This is a genomic window from Pseudoalteromonas sp. H71 (assembly GCF_001468485.1).
GTDB lineage: Bacteria > Pseudomonadota > Gammaproteobacteria > Enterobacterales > Alteromonadaceae > Pseudoalteromonas.
Genome location: NZ_LODI01000006.1, coordinates 17,161 through 38,162 on the forward strand (window position 1 = coordinate 17,161; position 21,002 = coordinate 38,162).

General features: G+C 39.8%; 17 protein-coding genes and 2 pseudogenes. 6 read left to right on the top strand and 13 right to left on the bottom strand.

Features of this window, described 5'->3' with window-relative positions:
* Positions 1 to 68: 68 nt before the first annotated feature.
* The gene (locus ATS71_RS05150) at positions 69 to 365 is read left to right on the top strand and encodes a hypothetical protein (protein WP_058403845.1); all 297 of its coding nucleotides are present in this window, start codon (positions 69 to 71) and stop codon (positions 363 to 365) included.
* A 3-nt stretch (positions 366 to 368) separates the two neighbouring features.
* A complete protein-coding gene (locus tag ATS71_RS05155; RefSeq protein WP_058403846.1) occupies positions 369 to 554 on the top strand; it encodes a DUF2970 domain-containing protein in 186 nt (61 codons plus the stop codon).
* On the opposite strand, the gene ATS71_RS05160 is transcribed toward ATS71_RS05155, so the two are convergent.
* The 9 genes from ATS71_RS05160 to ATS71_RS05200 all read right to left on the bottom strand — a co-directional run bounded on the left by ATS71_RS05160 (position 499) and on the right by ATS71_RS05200 (position 9,438).
* On the bottom strand, positions 499 to 1,368 hold the full coding sequence (locus ATS71_RS05160) for a Dam family site-specific DNA-(adenine-N6)-methyltransferase (protein WP_058403847.1): 870 nt from the start codon (positions 1,366 to 1,368) through the stop codon (positions 499 to 501). The two genes, ATS71_RS05155 and ATS71_RS05160, sit on opposite strands and share 56 nt — an antisense overlap.
* A 53-nt stretch (positions 1,369 to 1,421) precedes the next feature.
* Positions 1,422 to 2,783: an SPOR domain-containing protein gene (locus tag ATS71_RS05165; protein ID WP_058403848.1), complete on the bottom strand. Its 1,362-nt coding sequence runs from the start codon at positions 2,781 to 2,783 to the stop codon at positions 1,422 to 1,424.
* On the bottom strand, positions 2,784 to 3,854 hold the full coding sequence (aroB, locus tag ATS71_RS05170) for a 3-dehydroquinate synthase (protein WP_058403849.1): 1,071 nt from the start codon (positions 3,852 to 3,854) through the stop codon (positions 2,784 to 2,786).
* 30 nt (positions 3,855 to 3,884) lie between these two features.
* Entirely contained in the window at positions 3,885 to 4,403 is a 519-nt protein-coding gene (gene aroK, locus ATS71_RS05175) for a shikimate kinase AroK (RefSeq protein WP_006793103.1), read from the bottom strand.
* Positions 4,404 to 4,587: 184 nt separating this feature from the next.
* A complete protein-coding gene (locus ATS71_RS05180; RefSeq protein WP_058403850.1) occupies positions 4,588 to 6,681 on the bottom strand; it encodes a type IV pilus secretin PilQ in 2,094 nt (697 codons plus the stop codon).
* A complete protein-coding gene (locus ATS71_RS05185; RefSeq protein ID WP_058403851.1) occupies positions 6,668 to 7,207 on the bottom strand; it encodes a pilus assembly protein PilP in 540 nt (179 codons plus the stop codon). The genes ATS71_RS05180 and ATS71_RS05185 overlap by 14 nt, the downstream gene beginning before the upstream one ends.
* The gene (locus ATS71_RS05190) at positions 7,204 to 7,809 is read right to left on the bottom strand and encodes a type 4a pilus biogenesis protein PilO (RefSeq protein WP_058403852.1); all 606 of its coding nucleotides are present in this window, start codon (positions 7,807 to 7,809) and stop codon (positions 7,204 to 7,206) included. The genes ATS71_RS05185 and ATS71_RS05190 overlap by 4 nt, the downstream gene beginning before the upstream one ends.
* Complete coding sequence (locus ATS71_RS05195) at positions 7,799 to 8,371, bottom strand: PilN domain-containing protein (protein ID WP_058403853.1); 573 nt, start codon at positions 8,369 to 8,371, stop codon at positions 7,799 to 7,801. The genes ATS71_RS05190 and ATS71_RS05195 overlap by 11 nt, the downstream gene beginning before the upstream one ends.
* On the bottom strand, positions 8,359 to 9,438 hold the full coding sequence (locus ATS71_RS05200; RefSeq protein ID WP_058403854.1) for a pilus assembly protein PilM: 1,080 nt from the start codon (positions 9,436 to 9,438) through the stop codon (positions 8,359 to 8,361). The genes ATS71_RS05195 and ATS71_RS05200 overlap by 13 nt, the downstream gene beginning before the upstream one ends.
* 188 nt (positions 9,439 to 9,626) lie before the next feature.
* On the opposite strand from ATS71_RS05200, the pseudogene ATS71_RS18805 reads away from it, so the two are divergent.
* Positions 9,627 to 11,122 (top strand): annotated as a pseudogene (locus ATS71_RS18805) (penicillin-binding protein 1A); the annotation flags it as partial.
* Position 11,123: 1 nt separating this feature from the next.
* Positions 11,124 to 12,072, top strand: a pseudogene (locus ATS71_RS18810) (penicillin-binding transpeptidase domain-containing protein); the annotation flags it as partial.
* A 63-nt stretch (positions 12,073 to 12,135) separates the two neighbouring features.
* Here ATS71_RS18810 and metL read toward each other — a convergent pair.
* Together metL and metB are read right to left on the bottom strand one after the other, a co-directional pair.
* Complete coding sequence (metL, locus tag ATS71_RS05210) at positions 12,136 to 14,481, bottom strand: bifunctional aspartate kinase/homoserine dehydrogenase II (RefSeq protein ID WP_058403855.1); 2,346 nt, start codon at positions 14,479 to 14,481, stop codon at positions 12,136 to 12,138.
* 168 nt (positions 14,482 to 14,649) lie between these two features.
* Positions 14,650 to 15,897, bottom strand: a complete 1,248-nt coding sequence (metB, locus tag ATS71_RS05215; protein ID WP_058403856.1) for a cystathionine gamma-synthase — start codon at positions 15,895 to 15,897, stop codon at positions 14,650 to 14,652.
* A 199-nt stretch (positions 15,898 to 16,096) separates the two neighbouring features.
* Here metB and metJ point away from each other — a divergent pair, with 199 nt between their 5' ends.
* Complete coding sequence (gene metJ, locus ATS71_RS05220; protein ID WP_006793094.1) at positions 16,097 to 16,417, top strand: met regulon transcriptional regulator MetJ; 321 nt, start codon at positions 16,097 to 16,099, stop codon at positions 16,415 to 16,417.
* Positions 16,418 to 16,487: 70 nt separating this feature from the next.
* On the opposite strand, the gene ATS71_RS05225 is transcribed toward metJ, so the two are convergent.
* Both ATS71_RS05225 and rpmE read right to left on the bottom strand, forming a co-directional pair.
* A complete protein-coding gene (locus ATS71_RS05225; RefSeq protein WP_058403857.1) occupies positions 16,488 to 17,729 on the bottom strand; it encodes a malic enzyme-like NAD(P)-binding protein in 1,242 nt (413 codons plus the stop codon).
* Positions 17,730 to 18,348: 619 nt separating this feature from the next.
* Complete coding sequence (gene rpmE / locus ATS71_RS05230; protein WP_006793092.1) at positions 18,349 to 18,564, bottom strand: 50S ribosomal protein L31; 216 nt, start codon at positions 18,562 to 18,564, stop codon at positions 18,349 to 18,351.
* Positions 18,565 to 18,795: 231 nt separating this feature from the next.
* Here rpmE and priA point away from each other — a divergent pair, with 231 nt between their 5' ends.
* The gene (priA, locus tag ATS71_RS05235) at positions 18,796 to 20,982 is read left to right on the top strand and encodes a primosomal protein N' (RefSeq protein ID WP_058403858.1); all 2,187 of its coding nucleotides are present in this window, start codon (positions 18,796 to 18,798) and stop codon (positions 20,980 to 20,982) included.
* Positions 20,983 to 21,002 lie beyond the last annotated feature (20 nt).

Consider the following 21,002-nt stretch of genomic DNA (forward strand, 5'->3'; position numbering starts at 1 on the left):
GAAACAAGTTTGTTATTTGAACAGTTTTTGTTATGCTTAAAAAAGTAACAAAATATTAGGTTTAAACCATGCGCGCTTTTAAAATTGGGATATTAATTGCATCAGCATTATTAGTGATTGGGGTAGTCAATTTTACGCCAAGTTCAGGGCAAGAATTAAGCTCGGTTAATACTTTTGCTTCGCAAGCAACACACGAAATAGAGACAAGTAAACCCTGTTTACATGTACTTGAAGAAGATTCTTCGTGGTTTTCTTGGATCACAGGCGATAGCCGCAGTGCTCAGTTTCATTACCTAGATTTATTAGAGTTATTAACAAGCTCAGACGACAGCAAGAAAACACCTTCTTTAAAGCCTTTATTCTAAACAATGCGGCACTTTATTAGCGCGTTGCAAAGTGTGCTAGCCGCATTTTTTGGTGTTCAATCAGAACAAAAACGTCGTGCCGATTTTCAAGAACACTCGATCTCATCAATTATTGCTATTGCGGTAATACTTTTTATCGCTTTTGCGCTTTCAATTTACGCTGTGGTTGCTTTAGTGGTAAGTACATAGCCATTAACTCACCGACTTTGTTACGAGTTCCCCCCTTAGGGCTTATCGTTCTCTTAACTTGAATTTGATCAAGAGACGCTTGGCTATATATTTTTCGTGTCCATACAGTATCGTGATTTGAAATAAGCACTGGCGTGTTATTTTCAAACGCAGCTTTCTCTGCCAAGTTAGCTAGATTTGCCTGATCATCTAAATTAAACCCGCCCTTAGCATAAGAAGTAAACGAAGCAGTTTTACTCAAAGGGACATACGGGGGATCGCAGTATATAACCGCGTTATTGGGAACCAATTTAAATACGTCATCGTAGCCTAAGCACGTAAACGTCGCTTGCTGTGCTTTTTCAGCAAAAAAATACATTTCTTTTTCAGGAAAATAAGGCTTTTTATATTTACCAAATGGTACATTAAAAATACCTTTTAAGTTATAACGGCATAGTCCATTGTAACCAAAACGATTCATGTATAAAAACAGCATTGACCGTTCGTATACATCGCGACTTTGATTAAACTGAACTCGGTATTCGTAGTAAGCGTCGGGGTGGTTATTTAAATCAACGAATAGTTTTTTTGCGTCACTAATAAACTCATCGGGTGAATTTCTTAATTCTTTATACAAGTTGATTAAATCAGCATTTATATCGTTAAGAACATAATGCTTAAAATTGCTATTTAAAAAAACTGAACCGGCACCAACAAAAGGTTCAACCAAGGTATCAGCATCCGAACTTGCTTGGTTTAATCGCGCGTTAATATCATCAACGAGACTGTATTTTCCGCCAGCCCATTTAAGGAAGGCTCTACTCTTTTGCTGCATTGGTTCTTTACTTCAATCTGGTGTTGCGCGATTTTACACTAAAGCGATTTATATTACTGATCAACTAGTGCAATTTCTTGTTTTATTTTACTAATTTTTTTATAAAACGGTTTATTTTTTAAGATACTAGCAGGTAAGTTTTTCATACCTTGCTGCGCATCACTTATGCTTGTAAAACTGCCTGTTGTAACCACCCACCATGTTTTACCGTTTCTTTGTGTTTGATAGGTGTACGCTGTTAATTGAAGTGCATACTCTTTTATAAAATCATCTACAACTTTTTTTTGTGTAACTGCAAGCAACTGAATAACTGTATTTGAATCATTTTGCTGGGAATACCACACGCTAGCTTCGTTAATGGGTAGCTGCACTGGTGATTCATCTGCTTCAGTGCTTGTTTGCCTCTCCTCTACAAACTCTTCAACTGGCTCATCATCTATAGGGCTATTTGACTTAGTTGAACTAGTTTCCTGACTTCCAGCACTTAAGCTTTGCATTATTGCAGATATATCGTTTGTACTTTGCAGCTCAACTTTTGGTTGCTCACTCTGCTTGGTGCTTGTTTCTGTTTCGGCTGATATATCAGTCATACTTGCTGTATTGTCTTTAAAAGTAGATGGTGCTGTGACCTGACTCACTGGAATAGCAGTGCTATCAACCTCAATGGTGCCTTGTTCATAATGTTTTTGCCACCAGTCACTCATGTCTGATTTATACAACAAGCCTATAATTAAAAGCATAATGAGCAACATAAGTACCAGTAAATGTACACGCCATGATACTTTATCTTTGACTTTAATATCAGCAATATACTCATCTTGTTGCCAAGCAAGCAATAAACTAGGGTTACCATTAGCTTCAGCTAAAAAAGCTTGGAAAACAGGGTCTTCATCATGAGGGAGCTTTTCAAAATACCACCCCATTAACTGCTTGCTTTCATTAATGGGGAGCCGTTCAAGATGAATTTCAACTGCATGCTCAACTGGCAGTTTTGCAGCTGAGGCAATCATAATATAAAGAGTGATTGGACTATTTTTAGCTAGTAACTCAAGCTCAATCAAAAACTCTTCTGATAAGTGCCTACCACCATCAATAACCCACAAACATGAGCCCGGTTGTTGTTGATTAATTAACTGATAAAAATTTTCAGACAAACTCAAATTATGATCAACTAACGGGTTGTTAAAGCTTTGCTCTAATAGGTCGCTCATTAACTGAGCGTCCGTTAATTTTGCACTTGATTGTACAAATGCCTTATTAAAGTCGTTGTATTTATCGGTAATGAAGGTTTCAAGCAGATAGCTCTTACCTAAGCCTGATGTGCCCAGTAAAACAATGAGGTTTTGGCCATATTCAAATTGCAGTGCGATTCTATCCACCAAAGCCGCACGGCTTGGTAAAATTTGTGACTGCATTTAGTGCTCGATTAATGCTCGGACTTGATCGTCAGATACATCATCTACAAGTGCACATTGACCAAATTGAGTGGGTAAAATAAAACGGATAGTCCCTTTCTTATTTTTTTTATCTTTACGCATATGCAATAAAAATTGCTCGCTCGTCATATCAGCAGGCACTTCAGTTGGCAGGTTATACTGTTTAATGACAGCTATTATACGCTCTACATTTTGCTGCGTTAAGTCACCTCGTGTACTAGCCAACCGAGAAGCTAATACCATACCTGTAGCAACAGCTTCACCGTGAAGCCACTTACCATAGCCCATTTGAGCCTCAATTGCGTGACCGAAAGTATGCCCTAAGTTTAGCAGTGCTCTAAGACCTTGCTCTTTTTCATCTTCAGCAACAATTAACGCTTTAATCTCACAGCACCTGTAAATAATATGCTGTAGGCATGTCTCATTTAGCAGCTGTAGGTTTTCAACATTTTGTTCTAAATAAGCAAATAGCTCGGTATCGTATATTAAACCATACTTGATAACTTCGGCCATTCCTGCCGCAAACTCTCTTTTTGGGAGTGTATGCAAAGACTGAGTATCAATAAAAACAGCTTGTGGCTGATAAAACGCCCCAATCATGTTTTTCCCTAACGGATGGTTCACTGCTGTTTTTCCACCAACAGATGAGTCTACTTGCGATAAAAGTGTTGTCGGTATTTGAATAAACGGCACACCGCGTTGGTAACATGCAGCTACAAATCCAGTTAAATCGCCAACTACGCCGCCACCTAGTGCAATTAAGCAAGTATCGCGACCACAATTATTTTGCAGTAAAAATGCAGATATTTTCTCAAACCAATCAAGCGACTTGTATTGCTCACCATCAGGTATGATAAAGGAAAGAGGGTTTAATTCAGCTAATGAATCAAGCAAGCCTTGTAAGTATAAAGGTTCAATTGTGTCATTAGTAATGATGATAGGCCGACAATCACCAATATGGTGAATTAGACGGCCATTATCTTGAAGTGCAGATTGCCCAATATAAATAGGATAACTTCGCTCGTCCAAATTAACAGTTAATTTAAGCATGCTCAGCTAATCCTTTATTATTTATTGGTTTTAAAAATCTAGTTTCTCAATGATTTGATTTGCAACAACTTTAGCGCTTTGCTCATCAGTGCGTACAACAAAATCAGCCACTTCTTTATATAACGGTTCGCGTTCTTCTGCTAAGCGCTCTAGTACATCACGAGGTGCTTCTTCAGTTTGCAGTAACGGGCGACGCTTGTCGCGTTGTGTGCGTGCAACTTGCTTTTCAATAGGTGTCTCTAGGTATACAACGATACCACGAGCCGAAAGCTTGTTTCGAACTTCTTTACTCATTACTGAACCACCACCTGTAGCAAGTACAATACCTTGCATTTCAGTTAAGTCGCCAATAACAGATTCTTCACGAAGTCTAAAGCCTTCTTCACCTTCAAGATCGAATACCCAGGCAATATCTGCACCCGTGCGGCGTTCGATTTCTTGATCAGAATCAACAAATTCAAGGTGTAACTGATCGGCAATGTGACGACCAATTGTGCTTTTTCCAGCCCCCATGGGGCCAATTAGAAATATATTACGTTTCTCAGCCATATCTTTTAGTACAAACGAACTCTAAAATTTGAAATAAAACCCCGCCTAACGACCTGGCCCCAAAATTAAGGAGGGGATTATCTCAGTAATTGCAGGGGTATTTCAAGTCAATTAGAATAAAAAGCCACATAACGAGCAATTAAACTAGATAATCACCCGTCGATTAACAAAAAAGTACCTTATTTTAATCTATTTGTATTTTCGGTGTCACAAAAATAAGCAGTTCGCGCTTTTCATTAAATTCACTAGTGCTTTTAAATAACCTACCAACATAAGGAATATCACCTAATACCGGCACTTTATTTGTGGTGTTGATTATTTGTTGTTGGAAAATACCACCGAGTACAATAGTTTGCCCATTTTCTACTAGCACTTGCGTTTGAATTTCTTGCGTATCAATTGATACAGCCTCACCAGTGCCCGTTTGTACAGTATCACCGCGTGTATCTTGCGTGATAATTAAGTCTAATATTACTTTGTTATCAGGCGTTATATGCGGCGTAACCTCTAGACTCAGTACAGCTTTTTTAAAGCTAACCGTTGTTGCACCGCTAGAAGCTGATTCTGTATAAGGTATTTCAGTACCTTGCTCAATACGCGCTTTTTGCTGGTTGGCAGCAATAATACGCGGGCTTGCAATAATCTCACCCTTATTTTCTTCTTCAAGTGCACTTAACTCTAAATCGATTAGTGTACCGTTGGCGAGCTTTGCTATGTGCAGGCCAATACTTGCTGCTGGATTTGTAATAGGCAGATTTACATTTAACCTATCTGTTAAGTCAGGTATTACCCCGTTTGAAATTGTTTCAGCGCCTTCCAAAGAACCTGATATGCCATCACTACCTTGCTGATCGCTAAACCCCCAACGCACACCCAGGTCCTCAGTTACATTATCACGAACTGTTACCATACGAGATTCAATAACAACCTGTTGAACCGGTATGTCTAGGGTTTCAATCATGCGTCTAATATTCTCTATACTCTTAACAGTATCTTTAACGAGTAGCGTATTAGTACGCTGATCAACCGACACGCTTCCGCGTGGAGTAATGATGCTATTAATATCAGTTTTTAATAAATCAGCAAAGTCTTCAGCTTTGGCATAATTTAAACGCATATATTCGCTGTAAAGCGGCTCTAAATCTTCAACTTGTTGCTTTGCTTTTAAATCTTTAGCTTCACGGGCAGCAAGTTCTTCAGCTGGCGCTACCATCAATATAGAGCCATCCATACGCTTGTCCAACCCTTTGATGCGTAATACTACATCAAGAGCCTGATCCCAAGGCACACCGTCTAGACGCAGCGTAATATTTCCCGTAACAGAGTCACTCGTTACTAAGTTAAAGTCGTTATAACCTGCGATAATTTGTAATGCGGCACGGACCGAAATATCTTGAAAGTTTAAGGTCATTGGTCGACCTTGATACTCTTTACCACCATCTAAATAGGCATTCTGAGTCTCATCTTTTTCAACCGTAAGAGTAAGAATATTGTCTATTTGCTGATACGTGAACGTAAATTCCGCATTTGGTTCAATAACAACGCGGCTACGCCCTTCTTCTTTAAATGTTTCGATGGTACTAACAATGGTACCAAAATCTAAAACATCTAACTCATAGAGTAAATCGTCAAGAATGTCAGTATGGTGAAAATCTGCGTAAATTTTGCCGCCACTTTCATGCACTTCTATTGCAGCTTGAGTATCTTGTAAAAATACAAGCACCTTCGCCTCACCTTTTTCACCACGTCTAAAATCAATCGACTGAATTCGGTTGATGTAGTTTCCACTCACATCACCTGTTAGTAAAGCTTCATCTTCGGTCACTGAACCAGTTAATGGATTATCTGATACACGTATTGAAACTAGGTTATTGTTAACTTCTGTTTCATACATTTTTAATCTGTCTAGGTTAACAGTTACCTTTAAACCTTGCTCAGATAAAACATTAGTGACGCTACTAATACCTGCTTGATTAACTTCAACGTCATTTAACCCTAATTCTAGCTCTGCGGTGTCAAAAAACATTTCAATGCGCGCTGGGCTGTTAAACACTTGAATTTGCGGCTCTAGCGTTATCTCTTCGTCGAAAACAAGCTGTAGTTCGGTTTCACCTTTAAGTAATGGATTATAACGTACATCGTAAAGCAATGGTCCTGCCAAAGCATTACTAGCACAAACCAAAGCGGCTGTTGCAAGTAAACTTTTCGCAATGCGATTAAACCAAAGAACATCCTTATGCATGTTATTTTTACCTTTTTTGTTATTAATTTGCGCCATCAGTTGCCGCCTCTAACATTTCCAGTTTAGTCAGGCGCTCTTTCCAACAACCAGACCCATCAGGGATTAATTCAACTAACTCTATGAAATCATTACTCACAGCTTTTACCTTGCCATCGTAACTACCCAAATAATTACCAATCGTTACACGGTGTAACGTTTCATCTGCCGCGGTTATAAGTGCCCAAACTTGACCACTTGAGCCAATTGTACCTTTCATTGCTAGATTATCTAACGGGTATTTTTCTAGTGGCTCACGGCGTCTGTCTGGATCTGGGTGTAAACAGTTTTTTATTTGTGTCAATTTGTTCTGAATTATTTCAGGTTGGGGTGCCACAAATGGGCTTCGCAAATCACCTGCACTATATTCAAAAATTTCAAATTGAGTAAGTTCAGGAATTGACTCAACTTTAGGCGTAGTGCTTGCTTTTACCTGATCAATAAACTCTTTTTGTTCCGATGTATCATCATTACAACCTACTAACGCAACAACAGCCAAAACCGGGATTAAATGAAGAAGCCTCATTTTTTAGCTCCTTCTTCATAGCGGTAAGTTTTTGCTACAACACTAAATGTTAGCTGTTTTTCACCAGAAGACGTAATAGAAAAGTCATGTAAACTAACTATTCGTGGCAACTGAGCCACTTTTCCAACAAATTCACCAAATTCGTGATACGTGCCTACGACTTCGATTTTAATGGGCAGTTCGGTATAAAATTCTTTTTGAACCTCAGGTAACCAACCAATTTTTAAAAAGGTGAGCCCACTTGTTGTGCCAACATACGATAAATCATCAAGTAAGCCCGGTATTTCATTTGAAGTAGGTAGACGTTTAAGCAATTGAGAAAACTTATCTTCCATTTCTATCATTTGCTGACGATAAATATCCAACTTACTTGCCACTGCATACTTTGTTCGGTATGTACTTCTTAAATCAACCTCTTTGGAAACTGCATTGTGGTAACTGTCAATTTCGTCAGAAACCAATAAGCTATAACTAAAAAACAAAATAAGGCCAGCCACAAATGCACAACAAATCACTTTTACAGCCGCAGGCCAATCACCAATGTTATCTAATTCAATTTCATTCCAATCTATTTCGCCAAGCGCTTTAAAATCAAGGTTCATCACGCACCTCACCAATCTCATCAAATGGTTTTACGTAAAACTCCATACTAAAGTCACTGAGTAAACGCGAAGACTGATCGCCTGCAACAATATCTTGCATTGTTAAGCGCTCTAATAAATAAGAACCTTGTACTTGACGTATCATAGTGGATAAACGGTTATTTGATTCACTGCGCCCAAGCACATAAATTTGGCTACCTCTGCGCTCAAGCTTTGTTAAATAAATACCTTGAGGCACTATTTTTGTTACTTCATCCATAATTTGCGTGCCAAGGTTACGACTACTTTGCAGCTCTTCAATTAGTCGCATACGTTGCTGTAGGTTTTCTTTTCGTTTGTCTAGCTCTCTGATATCACTTATCTTTCGATCAAGCATACTGATTTCTGAACTTAAATAATTGTTTTTTAGGTTTTGCCCATCTTTTAAGGCGCCATAAAACATACTTAACAAGTACATACTTAAAAAACACGCCAGCACAATTCCAACCAATATGGTTACAAATTTCTTTTTAGACTCTTCGCGTTGTCGCTCTCGCCAAGGCAGTAGATTTATATGTGGCATGATGAAAAACTCCTTAATGCCAAGCCTGTCGCAATCGCAAATTGTGTTCTATGGCGTTGCATTACATTACGATCTACTTTGGGCGAAATTTCCATATTTGCAAAAGGCTCTGCAACAACACTATGGATACCTAGTTCCTCTATTAACAAGCGATCTATTCCTTTGATCATAGATGTGCCGCCTGTCAGTACAATGTAATCGATTTGCTCTTTACCACTGGTGGTTAAGAACATTTGTACCGCTCTACGTACTTGCTGTAATAACGCTGTTTGAAACGGCGCCAACACCTCAAAAGTATAATTAGGAGGTAAGTCGCCAGATGTTTTACCTATTTCAGCCTCATCAAACCCTTTGTTGTAGTAGTTAACAATACTGTTTGTATATTGATCGCCACCGAAAACCTGGTCACGGGTATAAATAGTTTCACCGGCTTGCACAACACTCACAAGCATTAATACAGCCCCTATATCAACTACCGCCACACATTTGTTGAAGGCATCACTTGGCAGCTGTTGGTAATAAACATCCATAGCACGACTAAGTGCATAACTTTCTACGTCTACAATTTTGGTATCTAGGTTTGCATCTTCTAGTGCGCCAACACGCGCTTCTACACTTTCAGTTCGCGCAGCAGAAAGTAACACGTTCATTTTGCTCGGATCAGCTTCATTGGTTGAAAGCTTTTCGAAGTCTAGGCTCACTTCGTCAAGTGGGTAAGGTATTAAACTGTCGGCCTCAATTTCAATTTGAGACTCAAGCTCTGCATCGCTTAACGACACGTCCATAAAAATCACTTTAGTTATAACCGTTTGCCCCGAGACGGCCACAGCTGCATTTTTAAGTGATTTTGGTAATTTTCTTTTTAATTTTGTTATTACATTACCAATCGCTTCAATATCTTGAATCGTTCGTTCACTCATAGCGCCTTTAGGCATTGGCTCAATTGCTAGCGCTTCTAATCGAAATCCAGTTTCAATTTCTCTCAGAAGCACCGCTTTAATCGAGTGCGATCCGATATCAATTCCTACCATCATCGGTGACGGCTTTTGAAATAGTTGACTTAGCATGTTTGCAACTTGGCCTTTGTTTTAATAATAAACAAGTTATAATTTTTTTCTGAAAAAATATTATTCATTTTTTAATCAATATATACTATCAGTCCAAACTCGCAATTGGGAGTCCATTTAGGGAAATATAAGTGATTTTATTAAAACGAACTTTACAATTTTTTATCATTTGTACGTTAATCGGTCTGATAACTTTGGTCAGTCTTTATTACTACGTTAAACCTGATATCCCCAGTGTGCAAGTTTTAAAAGACGTGCAATTACAAACTCCTATGCAAGTATTCACCAAAGATGGCCTCTTAATCAATCAATTTGGTGAAAAACGTCGTATTCCGGTTACTATTAACGAAATCCCACAACCACTCATTGATGCATTTTTAGCAACTGAAGATAATCGCTTTTATGATCATATAGGTATAGACCCTATTGGTATAGTTCGCTCTGCAATTGTGCTTATTTCTACCGGCGAAAAAAAGCAAGGGGCAAGTACCATTACTATGCAGCTTGCGCGTAATTTTTTCTTAACCCGAGAAAAAGCGTATATTCGTAAAATAAAAGAGATATTCATTGCACTGCATATTGAAAATGTTCTTACCAAAGACGAAATATTAGAACTTTATCTCAATAAAATAGAGCTAGGTAACCGTGCCTTTGGTATTGGGGCTGCAGCTCAAGTTTATTACGGAAAAGAGTTAAAAGACTTAACGCTTGCTCAAATGGCGATGATTGCAGGCTTGCCTAAAGCTCCTTCTGCGTTAAACCCTATTCGTAACCCCACCCGTGCAAAAGCACGCCGTAATGTTGTACTGGGTCGCCTATTAACTGAAAACTACATAACTCAAGAAGTATATGATGATGCAACAAGCCAACCTATTACTGCGTATTTTCATGGCGCCGAAATAGATTTATACGCGCCGTATATTTCTGAGATGGTGCGTGCAGAAATGGTTGCACGCTACGGAATAGACAAAGCATACAACTCAGGCTTTAAAATATTCACCTCTGTTGAGTCTAAAGTACAAAAAGCGGCGCAAACCGCGTTAGTTAATAATCTTCATGACTACGATATGCGTCATGGTTTTAGAGGACCCAACGCTATTTTATGGGACCCTGAGCAGCAACCAGCTCTTAGCGAAGAAAAAATACTGACCAAACTTAATGAAGCTAAAGAAATAGGTACATTAAAAGCGGCGGCTGTTTTAAATGTGGATGAACTCAATGCCACGGTAATGCTTAAAAATGCAGAGCAAATAACCCTATCGTGGGACAATTTAAAATGGGCACGTAAATACATAACGCGTTACCGACAAGGCTTTGCTCCAACAACCGCTACTGAAATATTAACCCCAGGAATGCAAATTTGGGTGCGTAAAAACAGCAAAAACGAGTATGAACTAAGCCAACTACCTGAAGCTTCAAGTGCGATTGTTTCACTTGACCCGCAAGATGGCCGTATAAAAGCCATTGTTGGTGGCTATAGCTTTGAGCAAAGCCAATACAACCGAGCTATTCAAGCAAAACGCCAAGTGGGATCAAACATAAAGCCGTTTATTTATTCTGCCGCGCTTGAAAACGGCTATACGCTCGCCTCTATTTTAAATGATGCGCCAATTAATCAGTGGGATAAAAGCCAAGGTGTAGCATGGCGGCCTAAAAATAGTCCGGCTGTTTACAATGGCCCGATNCAGAATTCGCCGCGCATTAGCGCAATCTAAAAACGTAATTTCAGTTCGTTTGCTCAGAGGTGTTGGTTTACAACGAACAGCAGATCACTTATTAAAATTTGGCTTTAAAAATTCAGACATAAACCGTAGTGAATCATTGGCACTGGGTAGTGCTTCAATTACCCCTATTGAACTTGCGCGTGGTATGAGCGCATTTGCCAATGGCGGGCATTTAATTGAGCCGTACTTTATCGCTGAAATTCAAGACGCGTTTGGCAATAGCTTATTTAAAGCTAACCCGACAAAAGTATGTGAAGACAACTCTGCGGAATCGCTAACGCCAGTAATAAACTCCGAATTATTTCAGTCACAAAACTCTGACATGCCAGAGATAAAATGTGCGCCACAGGTCATATCCAAACAAAATGCATTTTTAATAGCTCAAGCAATGCATAGCGCTGTTTGGGGTGGTGGTAACTGGTCACGTAAAACGGGTTGGTCAGGAACAGGTTGGCGCGCTCAAGCATTAGGCCGCCGTGATCTATCAGGAAAAACAGGTACAACTAATGATTCTGTAGATACATGGTTTAGTGGCTTTAACCGAAATGTGATGACTTCAGTTTGGGTTGGGTTTGATAACCCAGGCAACCCATTGGGCCGGACTTCTTACAATAACAACCTTGATAGCAGTCAAATATCAGGGGCTGAATCTGGCGCTAAAACAGCACAACCTGCTTGGGTTGAGTTTATGAAAGTCGCGCTTGAAGGTAAATCTGAGGCCCCCATCGAGCCGCCTGAAGGCTTAGTGTCTATTAGGATTGATTTAGAAACCGGTTTATTGAGTCACAAAAACGATTACACCAGTCGCTTTGAGTATTTTGACAAAGGAACCGCACCTACTAAATATGTGCTATCTCAGCCTAACGATATATTTGAAGAAGATACAAAAACAGAAGAAGAGCTATTTTAAAGCATTTATAAACAAAAAACGGCGGCTTAATTTAAGCCGCCGTTTTTATATCAATATACAAGCTTATTTCAAGTTTTGCACAAGCCAATATAAATCTGAATGAACACCCGCCGCAGTTACCTCACTACCCGCCCCTGGGCCTTGAATAACTAATGCATTGTCGCTGTACCATTTACTGTTTATCACAAAAATATTATCGCCAGGTGTTAAGTTTGCTAGCGCATCACCGTTTGGCACGTATGCAATGCCTACTTTTGCAACGACTTTATCGCATGCAATTTCTAACAACCCTGTGTATCTAAGCACTGCATTTTTAGCTTGCGCTGCTGCAGCGTGTTCTTCAATAAACGTATCAAGCTTCGTTTTTTTATCTATAAAATCGTCCCAGCTACCCCGAGCAAGTTCAACTGGCATAAGTGCCGAGAGACTTATATCGCCAAGCTCAAGCTCTACACCTAGCTCTCGGGCTAAAATAAGTAGCTTACGCTGCATATCACGCCCAGATAAGTCTTCACGTGGATCTGGCTCTGTAAAACCCATTTTTTGCGCTTCAAGCACCAACTCTGAAAACGCAACACTGCCATCATATTTACTGCATAACCACGATAGCGTGCCAGAAAACACACCTTCTATTCGCGTGATTTTATCGCCACTATTTTGTAAATCAGCTAAAGCAAAGTTTATAGGTAAGCCTGCTCCTACACTTGTGTTATAACGCCAATGTAAGTTGCGCTCTGCCAAATTATGCCTAAGTGTTTGATACCAATGTGTAGGCGCTGTGCCGGCATATTTATTTGCACTAATTAAATGGCAATCGCTTTGCACAAAGTCAGCATAAAGCTGGCTAAATTGCTCACTAGCAGTAATATCAATGACTACTTTATGCTCGTAATCAAGCTCGTTAATTGAATTTAATAAATCACTACTTTGGTATTTTTTGGCCTCAAGCTGCCATTGTTTTTGCCATGTTTGAGGGTTAACTCCACTTGGATTAAACAGCATCTCTTGAGAGCGAACCAAAGCAACTAATTTAATACTAAAGTCACCGCTTAGGCGCTCAAATTGATCCGCCAGTTGGTGTATAAACACTTCACCTACATTACCTAACCCTGCAACTATAATCGCAATTTCTTGACCTTTGTTGACTAGCTTATCGTGCAATGTGCTTTGCACATCGCTATCAATAAATTGATCAGTTAGTAATAAAACATAACCATTATCTTGATGCACAAAACGCGGTTTTATAGTTTGCTCAGCTAATACTTCTAAAGCTTGCAGTTTAAGTGTGCTGATGTCTTGCTCTGGGGCAACAACTGCACAGCCGTTTAAATTCGACTCACTAATATTAGCTCTACCAGCAAAGTAATTAATAACTTGGTATGTTTGTGCAGCCGGTACGACTAAATACACTTCGCCATTATGGTTAAAGTGATGAAGACTATGCTGAATAAGCTGGCTAACATTTGCAACCTCACCTTCACTCAAGCCTTCTACTGTTAATAAATCAACACTTTGTAGCGTCGTAATAAAACGCTTTTTCTTAGCTAGACCTTCTTTAACAATATGAGTTGGACTTGCTTGAACATCAAAACTACTGCGTACAGCTAGCTTTATATTGGTATTTTTTAAAGGCGATAACGTTTTAGCATGCAGAACGGGGTTACCTAATCGCGCTAGTAAATTGGCCTGAGTGCGGCACACTTTAGCGTACTTAATTGCCTTTTTTACTTTACGCGGATCGGTACTAAATACACCTTGCGTGTCAGTCCAAATACATACTTGCTTAGCATCACAATAGCTGGCAAGTAGTGTTGCGCTGTAATCGCTACCATTACGCCCAAGCGTTACGGTATCGCCAAATGTATTTGCCGCTATAAACCCGGTTACTATATTCACTTTATTGGCATCAATAACACTGTTACATTGCAGCTTATTTTGAGCATGGCGTAATTCGCCATCATTTAAGGTAAAAAGTAGGCGAGCATCGTGTGCGCAGGCATGTACGTTTAACTGTTGTAAATATGCAGCTAATAATCGCGCAGACCATACCTCACCATGAGCAAGTAACTGCGCTTCTTTGAGTTGCTCACTTTGCGCTAAGCTTGCAATTATATTTAGCTCTTCGAGTAATGTTTTAAGTGCGCTGCGCTTTAAATCAGCTTGTAATAATTGCTCAATTAAATCGCTTTGATGGTTATTTAACTGCAGTAAAATATCAGCGACAGCTTGTGTGTCTTGCTGCTGATAACTTTGCCACAACGACACAAGGGTATCCGTGGTTTTACCGGCAGCAGATACCACAACACAGTCACCCGGTTGTGAGTGGCCAATAATTATTTTAGCTACGCTTTGATAGCGCTCACTAGAGCTTAAACTTGAACCACCAAATTTATGTACACAATTGACCATATTTATACCAATTCGCTTAATTAGATTGTCTATTTTGAGGATAAGAAAACCGTGTCGATAACAAGGCAAAAATTTCGTTATTTATTTGTTCTATATGAAAAATTTTTAACGAAGTTAGCGCCGGTTAATCCCTCAAATTGATTAGGTATTATTGCGGATTGGTATTACTTACCAAAGCGCTGGACGGGCTGCACTTAATTTCACATTGCCTTCAGGCGAGCCAGCCCCTTTACCAACACGGCCAATGTTTTTATTTTGCCCAGGCTTTACAAGCTGAAACACGCGCTCTAAATCAGCTAATAAGTCGTTTATATCTTCTATACCGACTGAAACTCGAATAAGCGTGTCGCCAACCCCTGCTTCAAGCCGTGCTTTAGGTTCCATTCCAGCGTGTGTCATCGTTGCAGGATGGCATATTAAGCTCTCAACTCCGCCCAAAGACTCTGCCAAGCTGAAATCACGTAAGCTTGTTAAAAACGCCGCAGCATCGTTTATGTCGCCTTTAATATCAAAACTCACCATGCCACCAAAGCCCAGTTGCTGAGCTTTAGCTAATTCATGCTGTGGGTGCGATTCAAGGCCTGGGTAATACACTTGACGAACAAATTCAGACTCATCTAAATATTTAGCAATCGATAATGCGTTTTCTTGATGCTGCTTTAAACGCACATTGAGTGTTCGCAAGCCACGCAATGTTAAATAACTATCAAATGGCGCACCTGTAATACCTATATTATTTGCCCACCATGCCAATTCATCGCCCAGCGCTTGTGAAGCTGCAATCACCGCACCGCCTACTACATCTGAATGGCCGTTGATGTATTTGGTGGTCGAGTGCACCACTATATCAACACCAAATTTAATGGGGTTTTGTAATGCCGGTGATAAAAATGTGTTATCAGCAGCAACTAAAGCACCGCACTGCTTAGCAATATCGGTTATTGCTTTAATATCAGTTAAGCGTAGTAATGGGTTACTGGGTGTTTCTATCCAAATTAGCTTAGGTTTAATTGCTAAAATTTTGTCCAAGCTTTGTGCTTGAGTTAAATCTAAGACTTCCAGCTTAAGCAAACCGCGCTTTTGCAGTGAAGTAAATAAACGATAGCTGCCGCCGTAACAATCATGAGGGATCACCAACGTATCATCATGATTCAAAATTTGCGTAGCCAAATGAACGGCAGACATGCCCGTAGCAGTAATAATGCCCCTTGCTCCGCCCTCTAGTTCGGCTAACGTTTCAGCTAAAATATCACGATTAGGGTTACCACTTCGTCCGTAATCATATTGGCGTTTTGTATCAAAGTCGGCAAACGAATAAGTTGTCGATAAATAAATAGGTGCGACAACTGCGCCATGATGTTTGTCGGCTTCAACACCACTTCTCACTGCAATGGTTGCTTTATTTTTTTCGCTCATATTCGTCACCTGCTCAATTTGGATGTTTAGACGTCTAAAAGAGTAATTTATCTCATTAAAGATGTCAAAACATTTAAAGCTCTAGATGGCTAAATAACTAGTATTTGACTATCTTTTTTAAATCGATAGAATTTCACGCATATTCATATGCATTGTAGCGCATGTGAGCAATTATTAATCTGAGGCGACGATACATCTTATGGCTAAATGGAATGGTGAGTATATTCACCCATACGCAGAACACGGGAAAAAATCAGAACAAGTAAAAAAAATTACCGTTTCGATCCCACTAAATGTATTAAAGGTATTAACGGACGAGCGCACGCGTCGTCAAATTAATAACCTACGTCATGCAACAAACAGTGAACTACTTTGTGAAGCGTTTTTACATGCATTTACCGGCCAACCTTTGCCTAACGATGACGACTTACGTAAGGATAACGCCGAAAAAGTCCCTGAAGAAGTGAAAAAAATAATGCAAGAAATGGGGCTAGAAGTGCCTGTGTTAAACGAAGACTAAACGTAATTTTAGACACAAAAAAACCTCAATTAATTGAGGTTTTTTTGTGTCTAAAATTACAACCTAACACTTATTCCATGTAATTTTCAGGTAAATCAATTTGTGCAACACCTGACTCTACCGCAGCCATTGCAACCGCTTTTGCAATGCGTGGTAGTAAACGAGGATCCATTGGTTTTGGAATAATATACTTATCACCAAACTCCAGCTTATCAACACCCGCAGCCGTCAGTACTTCAGCAGGTACAGGCTCTTTAGCAATACTTCTAATTGCTTCTACGGCAGCTATTTTCATTTCATCATTAATTGCACTGGCGCGTACATCAAGAGCACCGCGGAATATAAACGGAAAACACAGTACATTATTAACTTGGTTAGGGTAATCTGAACGACCCGTTGCCATAATTAGATCGTTTCGAGCAGAGTGGGCCAATGCAGGATCAATTTCAGGATCGGGGTTAGAACAGGCAAACACAACTGGCTTTTCTGCCATTAACTTTAAATCGTCGGCGGCTAATAGATTAGGACCCGATACACCAACAAATACATCTGCGTCTTCAATCACATCTTGCAACGTGCGCTTGTCTGTATTGTTTGCAAAAAGTTTTTTGTATTCATTTAAGTCATCACGACGAGTATGAATAACACCTTTACGGTCAAGCATGTATATGTGCTCACGCAAAGCGCCACACTTAATTAAAAGCTCCATACAAGCAACCGCAGCAGCACCCGCCCCCAAACACACAATAGTGGCATTTTCGATAGACTTGCCCTGCACCTCAAGCGCGTTCAACATACCCGCAGCGGTTACAATAGCTGTACCGTGCTGATCATCATGAAATATAGGAATACTGCAGCGTTCAATCAACGCTTTTTCTATTTCAAAGCACTCTGGCGCCTTTATATCTTCGAGGTTAATACCGCCAAATGTGTCGGCAATATTAGCCACTGTATTAATAAAATCTTCCGTGGTGCGATGTTTAACTTCAATATCAATAGAATCAAGGCCAGCAAATCGCTTAAACAGTAACGCCTTACCTTCCATTACAGGTTTTGAAGCAAGTGGGCCTAAATTGCCCAGGCCTAAAATTGCAGTACCATTAGTGATAACCGCAACCATATTCCCTTTGCCGGTGTATTTATAAGCGTTTGCAGGGTCAGCAGCTATTTCGCGTACTGGTTCTGCAACTCCTGGGCTATATGCTAATGCGAGATCTTTAACCGTTTCAGCAGGCTTGGTTAGCTCAATGCTAATTTTTCCTGGAACGGGGTGCGAATGATAGTGTAGTGCTTGTTCACGAAAGTCTGACATAACGCGATTGTATCCTGCAATTAAAGTAAAAGTGAGAGGTGAAGTTTAGGCTACGATACCCTTATTATTTTTAAATTCCAAGCAATATCAGGTCTATCCTGTTATATGCTAGTTCGATTAATTTTAAGAGGTTTTTCAATAACTTTAGTAAATTATATCGACACTTTATAAATAAAAATTCATCCAATAACGGGGTTTAAAGGCACATTTATTCTTTCATTATTTTTTATAAAACATCTTAATAAAGTCTTATTAAAATAAGCAAAAATAGACTTATTCAAATACTTTAAAAACATATAACTTCACGTTAGCTGCATTTAACCACTTAGTTAAAAAATGAACTAATTAAAAATATAGAGAATAATTTGCGATTTGTCTGTAAGGGTTTATGCATATTCAGAATAAGAACAGGAAATAGTTATGCATTGCAGAGAAATAAGAAAATCGAGTGATAAGCTAAAAATTTGTTACTTAGTTGTTCTACATTAAAAAATTTTAACGCAGCTCGCGTAAAATTTAATTATTCAAATTGAGACGGTATCGCTCGCAAATTGCCACAACTAAATTAAAAGCATAAAAAAAGCACCCTAAGGTGCTTAATTTAACGAGACAGCAAAAATTACTTCTTGCTACCAAGTGCACCGAAACGCTTGTTGAAACGATCAACACGTCCGCCAGTGTCTAAAACTTTTTGCTTACCAGTGTAAAAAGGGTGACACGCTGAACATACGTCAAGGTGAATGTCTTTACATAAAGTAGAGCTTGTTTCGAATTTATTGCCGCATGAACAAGTTGCAGAAATTACTTCGTACTTAGGGTGAATACCTTCTTTCATAGAAACCTCTAGTTAAGGCCGCATCGCTCTCCAAACCCGAAGTCTGGCACCATACGTCGTTAAAACAAATTTGTTGGTCGCGGATTTTATCCAACTACCATCAAACACACAAGCTATTATTAACTGTTTTGCTAAAAAAGTAGCCAGGCACTCAAGCAAGCAACATTTGCTAGTAGGTTTTTAACGTTATTTTTAGTACATTACATCATTAATTTTATGAGTTGAGTTGCTATGCATTTTGTTGAAGTCGCTATAAAAGTTCCCTTACCGCGCACCTTTGATTACAAAGTAGATAAGCAACTTGATGGTATGACATCACCACTAGAACCAGGAATGCGTGTGTTGGTGCCTTTTGGTAACCAACAAAAAGTAGCCGTTATTTTAGCTATTAAAAGCAAGACCGATGTGCCCGAAAACAAAGTAAAACCTATCATTGAAGTCATCGATGATGCGCCTATTTTATCATCTGAGCACATTGCGCTTTTGAGTTTTACATCCCGCTATTACTGTTACCCACTTGGCGAAACAATTCATATAGCGCTACCTAGTGCGCTACGCCAAGGTGAATCACCGGATAAAACCAGTATCAACATGGTTATGCTGACAGAAAAAGGGGCAAAACTTCCGTCACTCAAAGCAAAAACTCAACTTAACTTATTAAAGCAACTTGCGCAGTCTGGTAAATCATCATTAACCGAGCTTAAAGCATTAGGCTTTAGTAAAAAAACTATCGATAGCCTTATTGCAAAAGCATTGATTACACAAACCATAGAACATGATAATCAGTGGCAAAGTACAGCCCCAACAGTGGGTAGCAAGCCTACATTAAATAAAGAGCAAGCCGTAGCTTGCACTGCAATTAATCAAAGTAATGGCTTTAACACATTTTTATTAGAAGGGGTTACCGGTAGTGGTAAAACCGAAGTCTATCTTCAATGCCTTGAAGAAGTGTTAAAGCGAGGTGAGCAAGCCTTAGTACTCGTACCCGAAATAGGCCTTACCCCTCAAACGGTAAACCGTTTTCGTCGGCGCTTTCCAGATACTCCCATCATGTTATGGCATTCTGCACTTACCGATAACGAACGCCTACAAACCTGGCGCTTTTGCGAAAAAGGGAGTTGCGCGATTGTAATAGGTACGCGCTCAAGTATTTTCTTACCTTTTTTAAAGCTCGGTATGATTGTCGTTGACGAAGAACACGACTCATCATTTAAACAACAAGACACCCTTCGTTACCATGCACGAGATTTAGCAGCTTATCGTGCATTCCAGCATAAAATTCCACTTATACTGGGCAGTGCAACTCCTGCGCTCGAAACCTTGCATAAAGCCATTAATAATAAGTACCAACTTTTAAGCCTGACAGAGCGCGCTCAAACTTCAACCGATAACCAGTTTAAATTACTCGACATGAAAGGCCAGCCCGATCAGGCCGGTATAGCTCACGCAAGCCTTGCTACCATGCGCCAACACTTAAATCGTGGCAAACAGGTTATGGTGTTTTTAAATCGTCGCGGCTTTTCGCCTACGCTTATTTGCCATGAATGTGGTTGGTTGAGTGAATGTAACCGTTGCAGTACCAGTGCCACGTTCCACAAGGCGATTGGTCAAATGATTTGCCACCATTGTGGTGACCAACATCAGGTACCTCATCAATGCCCTGATTGTGGTAGTACACAAATATTCCCTAATGGGAAAGGTACCGAACAAATAGAAGAGTTTTTAACAAACGAGTTTCCTGAGACGCCTGTAACCCGTATTGATCGAGATTCCACCCGCCGTAAAGGTAGTTTAGAAAAAGCCCTCGACGAAATTAACTTAGGCGGTGCGCGCATATTAGTGGGCACGCAAATGCTTGCTAAAGGTCATCACTTCGCCGATGTAAGCTTAGTGATTATTTTAGATGTCGATAGCGGCCTCTACTCCTGCGACTTCAGAGCAACTGAACATTTGGCGCAGTTGGTAACTCAAGTGGCAGGGCGAGCTGGCCGCTCGGGAGAGCCAGGCCAAGTGTTATTGCAAACACATTTCCCTGAACATCCACTATTACAAGATTTAGTCAATAATGGTTACCAAGATTTTGCACGCTTTGCGTTAAGCGAGCGTGATGACGCTGACTTACCGCCTATTACTCATATGGCCATAGTCCGTGCACAAGGGCTTAGTATTAAACTAGTCGTCGACTTTTTGACAGATTTGGTTCCAGTTAACGGTGTATCTGGTATACAATTGCTCGGTCCGATCCCTGCCCCTTTAGAGAGAATAGCGGGTATGTATCGGTTTCAATTGCACATTCAAGCGCAAGATCGCCGCATATTACATCAGTATCTTGCGCAAATGGTTGATTATTTAAGCACGAGCAAACTTGCACAAAAAGTTCGCTGGAGTTTAGATGTAGACCCTATAGATATGATTTAGGTTAAGGCCAAAATAACGCT

What these genes read in the sequence shown, in the direction of transcription:
- ATS71_RS05155 (WP_058403846.1), top strand. Translation starts at nt 369, where the DNA reads ATGCGGCACTTTATTAGCGCGTTGCAAAGTGTGCTAGCCGCATTTTTT.
- ATS71_RS05150 (WP_058403845.1), top strand. Translation starts at nt 69, where the DNA reads ATGCGCGCTTTTAAAATTGGGATATTAATTGCATCAGCATTATTAGTG.
- ATS71_RS05200 (WP_058403854.1), bottom strand. Translation starts at nt 9,438, where the DNA reads ATGCTAAGTCAACTATTTCAAAAGCCGTCACCGATGATGGTAGGAATT.
- ATS71_RS05195 (WP_058403853.1), bottom strand. Translation starts at nt 8,371, where the DNA reads ATGCCACATATAAATCTACTGCCTTGGCGAGAGCGACAACGCGAAGAG.
- metL (WP_058403855.1), bottom strand. Translation starts at nt 14,481, where the DNA reads ATGGTCAATTGTGTACATAAATTTGGTGGTTCAAGTTTAAGCTCTAGT.
- priA (WP_058403858.1), top strand. Translation starts at nt 18,796, where the DNA reads ATGCATTTTGTTGAAGTCGCTATAAAAGTTCCCTTACCGCGCACCTTT.
- ATS71_RS05160 (WP_058403847.1), bottom strand. Translation starts at nt 1,368, where the DNA reads ATGCAGCAAAAGAGTAGAGCCTTCCTTAAATGGGCTGGCGGAAAATAC.
- metJ (WP_006793094.1), top strand. Translation starts at nt 16,097, where the DNA reads ATGGCTAAATGGAATGGTGAGTATATTCACCCATACGCAGAACACGGG.
- ATS71_RS05225 (WP_058403857.1), bottom strand. Translation starts at nt 17,729, where the DNA reads ATGTCAGACTTTCGTGAACAAGCACTACACTATCATTCGCACCCCGTT.
- ATS71_RS05180 (WP_058403850.1), bottom strand. Translation starts at nt 6,681, where the DNA reads ATGGCGCAAATTAATAACAAAAAAGGTAAAAATAACATGCATAAGGAT.
- metB (WP_058403856.1), bottom strand. Translation starts at nt 15,897, where the DNA reads ATGAGCGAAAAAAATAAAGCAACCATTGCAGTGAGAAGTGGTGTTGAA.
- rpmE (WP_006793092.1), bottom strand. Translation starts at nt 18,564, where the DNA reads ATGAAAGAAGGTATTCACCCTAAGTACGAAGTAATTTCTGCAACTTGT.
- ATS71_RS05165 (WP_058403848.1), bottom strand. Translation starts at nt 2,783, where the DNA reads ATGCAGTCACAAATTTTACCAAGCCGTGCGGCTTTGGTGGATAGAATC.
- ATS71_RS05185 (WP_058403851.1), bottom strand. Translation starts at nt 7,207, where the DNA reads ATGAGGCTTCTTCATTTAATCCCGGTTTTGGCTGTTGTTGCGTTAGTA.
- aroB (WP_058403849.1), bottom strand. Translation starts at nt 3,854, where the DNA reads ATGCTTAAATTAACTGTTAATTTGGACGAGCGAAGTTATCCTATTTAT.
- ATS71_RS05190 (WP_058403852.1), bottom strand. Translation starts at nt 7,809, where the DNA reads ATGAACCTTGATTTTAAAGCGCTTGGCGAAATAGATTGGAATGAAATT.
- aroK (WP_006793103.1), bottom strand. Translation starts at nt 4,403, where the DNA reads ATGGCTGAGAAACGTAATATATTTCTAATTGGCCCCATGGGGGCTGGA.